This is a genomic window from Christensenella sp. (assembly GCF_034927525.1).
GTDB lineage: Bacteria > Bacillota > Clostridia > Christensenellales > Christensenellaceae > Christensenella.
Window position 1 is genome coordinate 1 of the sequence record NZ_JAYFPU010000159.1, and the last position, 9718, is coordinate 9718.

At 51.3% G+C, this 9718-nt stretch carries 11 protein-coding genes; all 11 read left to right on the top strand.

The features are described 5' to 3' along the window. A partial coding sequence (gene hrcA, locus VB081_RS06470) for a heat-inducible transcriptional repressor HrcA (protein ID WP_323400013.1) occupies positions 1-1023 on the top strand: 1023 nt, incomplete at its 5' end. A 19-nt stretch (positions 1024-1042) separates the two neighbouring features. Further along, on the top strand, positions 1043-1603 hold the full coding sequence (gene grpE, locus VB081_RS06475) for a nucleotide exchange factor GrpE (RefSeq protein ID WP_323400014.1): 561 nt from the start codon (positions 1043-1045) through the stop codon (positions 1601-1603). 64 nt (positions 1604-1667) lie between these two features. Further along, positions 1668-3551: a molecular chaperone DnaK gene (gene dnaK / locus VB081_RS06480; RefSeq protein ID WP_323400015.1), complete on the top strand. Its 1884-nt coding sequence runs from the start codon at positions 1668-1670 to the stop codon at positions 3549-3551. Between the two features lie 90 nt (positions 3552-3641). Beyond that, positions 3642-4754, top strand: coding sequence for a molecular chaperone DnaJ (dnaJ, locus tag VB081_RS06485; protein WP_323400016.1), 1113 nt, complete (start codon positions 3642-3644; stop codon positions 4752-4754). Between the two features lie 169 nt (positions 4755-4923). Next, on the top strand, positions 4924-5196 hold the full coding sequence (locus VB081_RS06490) for a hypothetical protein (RefSeq protein ID WP_323400017.1): 273 nt from the start codon (positions 4924-4926) through the stop codon (positions 5194-5196). A 178-nt stretch (positions 5197-5374) separates the two neighbouring features. After that, on the top strand, positions 5375-6316 hold the full coding sequence (gene prmA / locus VB081_RS06495; protein ID WP_323400018.1) for a 50S ribosomal protein L11 methyltransferase: 942 nt from the start codon (positions 5375-5377) through the stop codon (positions 6314-6316). Further along, positions 6313-7053: a 16S rRNA (uracil(1498)-N(3))-methyltransferase gene (locus VB081_RS06500; protein ID WP_323400019.1), complete on the top strand. Its 741-nt coding sequence runs from the start codon at positions 6313-6315 to the stop codon at positions 7051-7053. The genes prmA and VB081_RS06500 overlap by 4 nt, the downstream gene beginning before the upstream one ends. Beyond that, positions 7050-8336 (top strand): tRNA (N(6)-L-threonylcarbamoyladenosine(37)-C(2))-methylthiotransferase MtaB, encoded by a 1287-nt coding sequence (mtaB, locus tag VB081_RS06505; RefSeq protein WP_323400020.1) that lies wholly within the window; start codon positions 7050-7052, stop codon positions 8334-8336. The genes VB081_RS06500 and mtaB overlap by 4 nt, the downstream gene beginning before the upstream one ends. After that, entirely contained in the window at positions 8333-8677 is a 345-nt protein-coding gene (locus VB081_RS06510) for a histidine triad nucleotide-binding protein (protein ID WP_323400021.1), read from the top strand. Before mtaB ends, VB081_RS06510 begins: the two co-directional genes overlap by 4 nt. After that, entirely contained in the window at positions 8662-9234 is a 573-nt protein-coding gene (locus VB081_RS06515; RefSeq protein WP_323400022.1) for a GNAT family N-acetyltransferase, read from the top strand. Before VB081_RS06510 ends, VB081_RS06515 begins: the two co-directional genes overlap by 16 nt. A 101-nt stretch (positions 9235-9335) precedes the next feature. Continuing rightward, entirely contained in the window at positions 9336-9509 is a 174-nt protein-coding gene (gene rpsU, locus VB081_RS06520; protein ID WP_046444557.1) for a 30S ribosomal protein S21, read from the top strand. Positions 9510-9718 lie beyond the last annotated feature (209 nt).

Consider the following 9718-nt stretch of genomic DNA (forward strand, 5'->3'; position numbering starts at 1 on the left):
AGAAAACTGAGAATTTTAAGAGCAATTATCGACGATTACATCGATACGGGCATTCCTGTCGGTTCGCGCACACTTTCCAAAAAACCGGACTTAGATTATAGCCCGGCGACGATCCGCAACGAGATGGCCGATCTGGAAGAAATGGGCTTTTTGTACCAGCCGCATACATCGGCAGGGCGTACGCCCAGCGATATGGCGTACCGTCTTTATGTGGACAGGCTGATGCACATTGGCGATATCACCAAGGACGAGGCGATCTTCATCCGCAATTATTTTGATACGCGGATCGGTGAGATCGGCGAGGTGCTGAACTCGGCGGCCAAGGCGCTTTCTGATGCGACCAAGCACATTTCCATGGTGACGGCACCGAATATGGAAAGTGTGAAGCTGCGCCGCATCCAGATCGTAGGGATCACGGAAACAAAGGCGTTGCTCATTTTGGTGACGGACAACGGGCTTGTGCAGGATAAGATGATCACGATCCCCGTTGCGATGGATGCGCGCCAACTGGAGATGCTGTCCAATATGCTGACGGACAGGGTGCACAACGCTTCGCTTAAGGAAGCGGAGGAGATCATAAAGGGGTCGTGTATGGATGCACTGCTAGAACAGCGTTCCGTGATGGGCGAGGTGCTTGACGCGATCAACGTGAACCGCGAAAAAAAGGAACTGGTGTTTGGCGGGGCGCAGAATATTTTTAATTATCCGGAGTATAAGGACGTCAACAAGGCGCAGCATTTTTTGCAGCTTTTGGAAACGAAGGATATGATGTATCAGGTGATGTCAAACGCGACGGACCTTGAGTTCTCTATCCGGATCGGAAAGGAGAACCCGTACGACGATTTTAAGGACATGAGCATCGTGACCGCGACATACAAGGTCGGCGGGGAACAGATCGGTTCGTTCGGCGTGATCGGGCCGACGCGCATGGACTATGCGCGCGTGCTTTCCGTCCTCAATTACGTGGGGATGAGTTTGAGCGATATTCTATCGTGTTTGCTGGAAACAGACGATAAGAAATAAATAAGGCAGGTACAGAAAATTGACACAAAAAAAGCATAAACAGGCAACGAAACAGGAAGAAACAAAGCAGGAACCAGACCTACAGCAGCAGGACGCGGCAGAGCCGGCATGTGAGGAGACTGTAGAGCAGGATGAAAAGTTTGACGAACAGATAAAGACGCTGGAAGCGGAACGGGACGAATATGTAAACGCCCTGATCCGGGAGCGGGCGGACTTTGAGAACTATAAAAAGCGCAATGCGGACTTATCCGCGAATTCTTACCAGAACGGCGTGGCTGACGCGGCGACGGCGATGCTGCCCGTGATCGATAATTTTGAGCGTGCGCTGGCGGTGGAATGTGAAGACAAAGCGTTTGTCGAGGGCGTGGGCATGATTATGCGCCAAATATGCGAAGCGCTCAAAAATTTGGGCGTTGAGGAGATCAAAGCGGACGGGCAATTCGATCCGGCGTTCCACAATGCGGTCATGCAGGTGGAAGAAGATGGGCGTGAGCCCAACAGCATCGTGGAGGTGCTGCAAAAGGGATATATTCTCAAGGGCAGGGTGCTGCGGCATTCGATGGTAAAAGTGGCAAAGTAAAGCGCTTACAGCGTTTTGCGATAAATTGAAAAAAATGGAAATCATATTTAGGAGGACGAAATAAATGGGTAAAGTAATTGGGATCGATCTGGGAACGACAAACTCCTGTGTTGCGGTCATGGAAGGCGGCGAAGCCGTCGTTATCCCCAACGCGGAAGGCGGAAGGACTACAGCTTCGGTTGTGGCATTCTCTAATACAGGCGAACGACTCGTCGGGCAGGTAGCAAAGCGTCAGGCAGTCACGAACCCTGACCATACCGTTATGTCTATTAAGCGTGACATGGGTACGGACAAAAAAGTGACGATCGACGGCAAGACGTATTCGCCGCAGGAAATATCAGCGATGATTTTGCAGAAGCTGAAAGCGGATGCGGAAGCGTATCTGGGGGAGACAGTGACGCAGGCCGTTATCACGGTGCCAGCGTATTTCTCGGACGCGCAGCGTCAGGCGACAAAGGACTCGGGCAGGATCGCGGGACTGGAAGTTCTGCGTATCGTCAACGAGCCGACGGCAGCAGCGCTCGCGTACGGACTTGAAAAAGACCACAGCCAGAAGATTCTGGTCTATGACTTAGGCGGCGGTACGTTCGACGTATCCATCTTAGAGATCGGCGACGGCGTGATCGAGGTTTTGGCGACAAGCGGCAACAACCGTTTGGGCGGCGACGACTTTGATGATAAGATCGTGAAGTGGATGGTAGCGGAATTCAAAAAGAGCGACGGCATCGACCTGGGGGCAGATAAGATCGCGCTGCAGCGCTTGAAAGAAGCGGCGGAAAAAGCAAAGATCGAGTTGTCAGGCGTGATGCAGACGAACATCAACCTGCCGTTCATCACGGCGGATGCGTCCGGCCCCAAGCATTTTGACCTCAACCTGACGAGGGCGAAATTCGACGAGCTGACGGCTGACCTCGTAAAAGAGACGGAAGGGCCGACGGCAAACGCGATCAAAGACGCAGGAATTCAGAGCTCTGAAATTGATAAAGTATTGCTGGTGGGTGGTTCGTCCCGTATCCCGGCGGTACAGGACATGGTAAAGAGAATCACAGGGCAAGATCCGTTTAAGGGAATCAATCCGGACGAATGCGTCGCGATGGGCGCGGCGATCCAGGCGGGCGTTCTGGGCGGCGAAGTCAAAGATGTACTGCTGTTAGACGTTACACCGCTTTCGCTGGGTATTGAGACGATGGGCGGTGTATCTACAAAGCTGATCGACAGGAACACGACGATCCCGGCAAAGAAAAGCCAGGTATTCTCTACGGCGGCAGACGGACAGACGAGCGTAGAGATTCACGTATTGCAGGGCGAACGTGAAATGGCGGCTTATAACAAGACGCTTGGCAAATTCCAGCTGACAGGTATTGCGCCCGCGCCGCGTGGTGTGCCGCAGATCGAGGTCACGTTCGACATCGATGCAAACGGTATTGTAAATGTATCGGCAAAGGATATGGGTACGGGCAAGGAACAGAAAATCACGATCACTGCTTCCACGAATCTTTCTGATGAAGATATCGATAAGGCGGTCAAAGAAGCGGAGCAGTTCGCGCAGGAAGATAAGGATCGCAAGGCCGAGGTAGAAGCGCGCAACAACGCAGATTCGCTTGTATACCAGACGGAAAAGACATTAAAAGACTTAGGCGACAAAGTGGCTGCGGACGACAAAAAGAAGATCGAAGATGAAGTCGCGGCAACAAAGGAAGCGCTGAAGACGACGGATATTGAGCAGATCAAATCCGCGACGGAGAAGCTGCAGAGCGTTTCGTTTGAGACGTTTGGCAAGATTTATCAGCAGGCGGGCGGCGATCCGAATGCGGCGGCAGGCGGACAGGGCGCAGGATTCGATCCGAACTACGATCCGAATGGCGGCGCGAAGCAGGACGACAACGTCGTTGATGCGGATTACGAAGTCGTGGACGAGGACCAAAAGGACGACGAAAAGAAAGACTAATCGGCAATATAAATGAAACTTCCAAAAAAGCCAGAGCGATACGCTTTGGCTTTTCGGAGGTTGGGAATCTTTGGGAGAGGTATATGACACTTGGCTAAGGACTATTATGAAACGCTGGGCGTAGAAAAGAGCGCCAGCGCAGACGAAATCAAAAGTGCATACAGGAAACTGGCAAAACAATATCATCCAGACATGAACAAGGGTGACGAGAACGCGGCACACAAATTCAAAGAAGTGAACGAGGCGTACCAGATCTTAAGCGACGACCAGAAGCGCCAGCAGTACGATACGTTTGGTACGGCGGATATGGGCGCGGGCGGTTACGGTCAGGGACAGGGCGGCTTTGGCGGATTTGAAGGCTTCGGCGGCTTTGGAGATATTTTTGACAATATTTTTGGAGGCGGCATGCGTCAGCAGCGGGGCGGCCCGCAGCGTGGCAACGATATCCGTGTAAATATGCGCATCAGCTTTGAACAGGCGGCAAACGGCTTGCAGGAAGAGATCACCATCAACCGTCTGGAAAAGTGCGATACATGCAGCGGCACAGGCGCGAAGCCGGGCACAGACCGGCGTACCTGTCCGACGTGTAACGGAACGGGACAGCAGCGCGTGCAGCAGCAGACGATGTTTGGAAATTTTGTGAATGTACAGACATGTCCAACGTGCGGCGGCGAAGGCACGATCGTGGACGAGCCGTGTGAGGACTGTAAGGGAAAAGCAACCAAGCAGAAGCAGCGCACGATTATGGTCAATATCCCCGCGGGTATCGACAATGGACAGGTGCTTACCATGCGCGGGGAAGGAAACGTCGGAAAACATGGCGGCCCGGCGGGGGATTTACAGATCGTGATCTCCGTGAAACCGCACAAGTTGTTTGAACGTTTGGGGTATGACCTGTACCTTGACATGAACATCAGCATGATGCAGGCGGCTCTCGGGGACGACATCGAAGTGCCGGTGTTGGATGGCAAGGTGCGCTATAAGGTGGAGCCGGGGACGCAGCCGGGAACGGTGTTCCGTTTAAAGGGCAAGGGCGTCAAATACTTAAACAGCAACAGGACAGGCGATCTTTATGTGCGTGCGAACGTGCATATTCCCAAAAAGCTGAATGAAAAACAAAAGAAAGTATTACGCGACTTTGAGGATAAAATAAAATCCAAGGACAAAGGAACAGAGTTTATAAAACCCAAAGATGCATTTTAAAGGAAGGGGAATCCATAGAGATTCCTCTTTTTTTATTAGCAGAAGCTGTTGTGGCTTAACATTAAAAAAACGTAACATATTGTGCCTTCACAGTTGACATTTTCATGAAATTTGGGTATAATTTGCTTAGTCACATATGTGACTAAAATGAAACAGGAGGAATACTTTTATGACAGCATTAATTCTCGGAATCATAGCGGCAATATGTACTGGGCTCTCGTTCATCCCTACAGTTTCGTTCTTGGGTTTTGTGGGACTGATCCTTGCGATCATTGCATGGGTCATGGGTGCAAAAGCGGTCAAAGCCAATCCGGCTGACGGACAGGCAAAAGCAGGTAAGATCATCGGTATGATCATCACGATCCTGGCGATCGTTTCGATCATCGTCGGCATCATTCTGGCTGCTGCGCTGGTAGGCACAATGGTGGGCGCGATGATGTAATCATCCGCAACCGCTACAACCAATCAAGACTCTGTCCTTTGGCAGGGTCTTTTTTGTTGCCGTAATCTGTCGGTGTTTCGCCCTTTTGTGCAAGAGAATAAAGTGCCATATATTTGCATTTAAAGCGGATTTATTGGTATAATAGGAACAACGAAAATTTTTAGGAGAACGTTACAGCATGGATTGGTTGAAGATCAGCGTTTTTACGCAAAAGGAAGCAGAGGAGATCGTTACGGCGCTGCTGATGGAAGCGGGTGCGCATGGTGTGTCGATCGAAGGCGACAATGAAAATTGTGCAAAAGGCGGACTGCCGTGGGATTATCTGAGCGACGAGGTTTTGAAAAAAGTGCCGTTTTGTGTGGCGGCATTCTTTCCCTGTGACGGAAACGAAGAAACCGTTCTTGAGGATATTCGCCGCCGCATCGGCGACGTGCGGGGCATGGATCTGGGATTGCCGCTTGGCACGCTCGAGGTGACGACAGGTGTAGTACACGAGCAGGACTGGGAAAACGCGTGGAAAGCGTATTTCAAGCCGGTCAAGATCTCCGATTTTTTTGTGATCAAACCAACATGGGAAGATTATGAAGCGAAAAAGGACGAGATCGTCATCGAGATCGATCCGGGCATGGCGTTTGGAACGGGCAACCACGAAACAACGCGTATGTGCGTGCATTTGCTGGAAGAATATATGGAGCCGGGCATGACGGTCATCGATGCGGGTTGTGGCAGCGGGATACTTTCCGTCGCCGCGGCAAAGCTTGACGCCAAAAAGATATATGCGCTCGACTTAGACCCCGTCGCTGTGCAGGTCACCGGGCAAAACGCGGCGCTCAATGGCTGCGGGGATGTGATCGATGTGCACAAGTCCGATCTTCTTGCACAGGTTCCGCAGGAAGAAAAAGCGGATATCGTTGTGGCGAATATCATTGCAGACGTGGTGATCAGCCTAAACAGCGTTGCAAAGCAATATATGAAGGTGGGCGGTATGTATATCTGTTCGGGCATCATCGACACGCGTTTGGAAGACGTGCGCAAATCCATCGAAGCGGAAGGGTATAAGGTCATTCAGATCATACAGGATGGAGAGTGGCGGGCGATCGCCTGCAAGTACAGGGGATGAGACGTTTTTTCACGCAGCAGGTGGCGGGCGATACAGTCACGGTAACAGGACAGGAAGCAAAGCATATGGCGCGCGTGTTGCGCATGGAAGAGGGAGACGAACTGATCCTCTTTGACGGCAGCGGCGTCGATTATACAGGCAGAATCACAGCGGTCACAGCAGAAGCGGTAGAGATCGAGGTTCTTAGTAGCAGCGAAGCGGAGAACGAACCGCGCGTGCGTATCCACATCTGTCAGGCGGTCATCAAAAGCGACCATCTGGATTATGTGGTGCAAAAATGCACGGAGATGGGCGCTTACGGCTTTCTGCCTTTTTTAAGCGACCGCTGCGTCAAGCGTCCGGACGAAAAATCTGCCGCGAAGCTTGTGGAGCGCGAGCGCAGGATCGCCCTCGAGGCGGCAAAGCAGTGCGGACGATCGCGCGTGCCAAAGGTAGATGACATTTTGACAGGCAAAGCCTTGGCGGCACGGCTCAAAGAAGCAGAGGGGCTCGTGCTGCTCGCTTATGAGGACGAAAAGAAAACACAGATCAGGCAAGTGCTGGAAGAACACCCAAATGCAGCGGATATCTATGTGGTCATCGGGCCGGAGGGGGGCTTTGCCGCATCGGAAGTGCTGATGCTGCAAGAGGCAGGCGCAAAGGTGTGCAGCCTTGGAAGGCTGATCCTGCGCTCTGAGACGGCAGGGCTTGCGGCAGCGGCAATGATCGGCTATCACCTGATGGAGGGAAAGTCGTGAGGGTCGCGGCGTACACGCTGGGATGCAAGGTCAACCAGTACGATACCAATGCCATGATGGAGCTGCTTTTGGATGCCGGATTTGAACAGGTCTCTTTTGAAGAAGAAGCGGATGTATACCTGATCAATACATGTACGGTCACCAATATGGCGGATAAAAAATCACGGAATATGATCCGTCGCATCCACAGCAAGCACCCGCGCGCGGTCATTTGTGTGTGTGGATGCCTTTCGCAGCGCGACAGCGAGGGGATCGCCGCCATGGAAGGTGTAAGCGCGGTGGTCGGTACGGAGGACAGGAAAAATATTGTTGCGGTGATCGATGCATGCCTTAGCGGCGGGGGGAAGGCCTGCGGCGTGCGTGAGATCGACAGCGGGGAAGCCTTTGAAGAACTGAGCGTACGTACAAGCGGAGAGCTTGAGCGAGGTTATATCAAGATACAGGAAGGGTGCAACAATTTTTGCAGCTATTGTATCATCCCGTATGTACGTGGGCGCGTGCGTTCGCGTGCAAGGAAAAGCATAGTGCAGGAAGCGTGTGCACTGGTCAAAGCGGGCGTGAAAGAAATCGTGTTAACGGGCATCCATATTTCTTCTTATGGGCAGGAGAACGGGGAATCGCTGATCGGCATGCTGCGCGACTTAAACGGGGTCGAGGGGATTGGGCGTATCCGACTGGGGTCGCTCGAGCCGCATATCCTCGAAAAACCGTTTCTTGAGGAGCTGCATGGACTGGAAAAAATATGCCCGCACTTCCATGTTTCGCTGCAAAGCGGATGTGACAGTGTCCTTGCGCGTATGAACCGCAAATACAGCGCGGAGCAGTTTGCGCAATATATTGAAAATATCAGGGAAATATATCAAAACCCTGCTGTGACGACGGACGTGATTACTGGGTTTCCGGGGGAAACGGAAGAAGATTTTGAAGAAACGCTGCAGTTTGTTGAGCGGATAGGATTCTCGCGCATCCACGTGTTCCCGTATTCCGAGCGGGAAGGGACGCCAGCGGCGGGCATGGACGGTTCCGTTCCGATGCAATTGCGCAGGGAACGCGCGAACAGGCTGATCGATCTTGCAAAGGGCATGGAAAAAGAATATACCGCGCAGTTTTTGGGCACAGTACAGGAAGTGCTGCTTGAACAGAACGTGGACGGTTGCGCAGAAGGGTATACAGACCGCTATTTGCGCGTGCGTGCACAGGGAGTCCCGGGGACGCTTGAAAAAGTTTTGCTGAGCCGATATGAGGACGGCATATTATATGGAGAACGGAGAGGATCGAAATGAAAGATTGCTTGTTTTGTAAGATCATCGGGGGAGAGATTCCGTCGAACAAAGTGTACGAAGACGACATGGTGTATGCGTTTTACGATATCGAGCCGCAGGCGCCCGAGCATATACTGATCATTCCCAAAAAACATTTTGAAAGCATCATGGATGTGACGGGAAAGGATTTTGAATATGTTGACAAGATGATGCAGGCGGCGCAAAAGCTCGCCAAAGAAAAAGGATTCGAAAAAGACGGTTTTCGTCTTGTATTCAATACGGGCAGGGACGGTGGACAGACCGTAGCGCATTTGCACATGCACCTTCTCGGCGGACGCAGCCTGCAATGGCCGCCGGGCTGAGAAAAGGAAAACAGATGGAGCTGATCAATACGCCAAAAGAGCATATTCCGGTATTCAGGGAGCTTTACGGGTATGCTTTTCCAAAAAACGAACAGATGCCTTTTGATGCGCTGCTGCGCCGAAAAGAAAAAGGGTATCTGGAATTTTTATCTTTGACGGATGACAACGAATTTATTGGTATGATGGTCGTTGCAAGCCATAACGACAAGGTCTTGCTGAATTACTTTGCGATCGATGAAAAATGCAGGGGAGGCGGTTATGGAAGCCGTGCGCTCGGGCTGTTAAAAGAACGGATCGGCGATAAGCACTTGTTTTTGGATATCGAACTTGTGACGAGTGACGCGCCAAACTTAGAACAAAGGGAAAGACGCAAAGCGTTTTATATGCGCAACGGGTTTGTACAAACGAGTCTGCGCTTCCGGATGTTCGGGGAACGGTTCGAGATGCTGTCTGACGGACAGGATATAGACATAAGGACATTGCGCGTTATGCTGACTAAGATTTTCGGTAAATTGGCGGGGCTTGTACTGAGGTTTGTTTTGAGGCCTTTGAAATAGCTGTTGACATAAGGGCCGGTTTTTACTATAATACAGGGGTATGAAATAACTCCCAGTTCTTGTTTTTGAGACAGGGACAGAGTACGGGAGGAGGGGAGATAATGTCTGAGATACGCGTAGGCGAAAACGAAACACTGGAAAGTGCACTTCGGAGATTTAAGCGCAAATGTGCAAGAGCCGGAGTTCTGGCTGAAATCAGGAAACGTGAGCATTATGAAAAACCCAGCGTAAAGAGAAAGAAAAAAGCTGAGGCTGCCAGGAAAAGAAAACACTAAACAAAGAAATGAAACGAGCCGGTCGTTTATGATTGGCTCGTTTTTTTATTGGTGGTTTTAGGAAAAATATGGTATGATTACTATGTTATCCTAGCGGTAGTATGGATAAACATAGTTGGAGGACAAACAGTTTGGCGGAGAATCAAACGAATATAGACGTTTCTTTTGACAGCATGGATCAGATGGCAGGCGTTTTTGGGAGCTTTGAC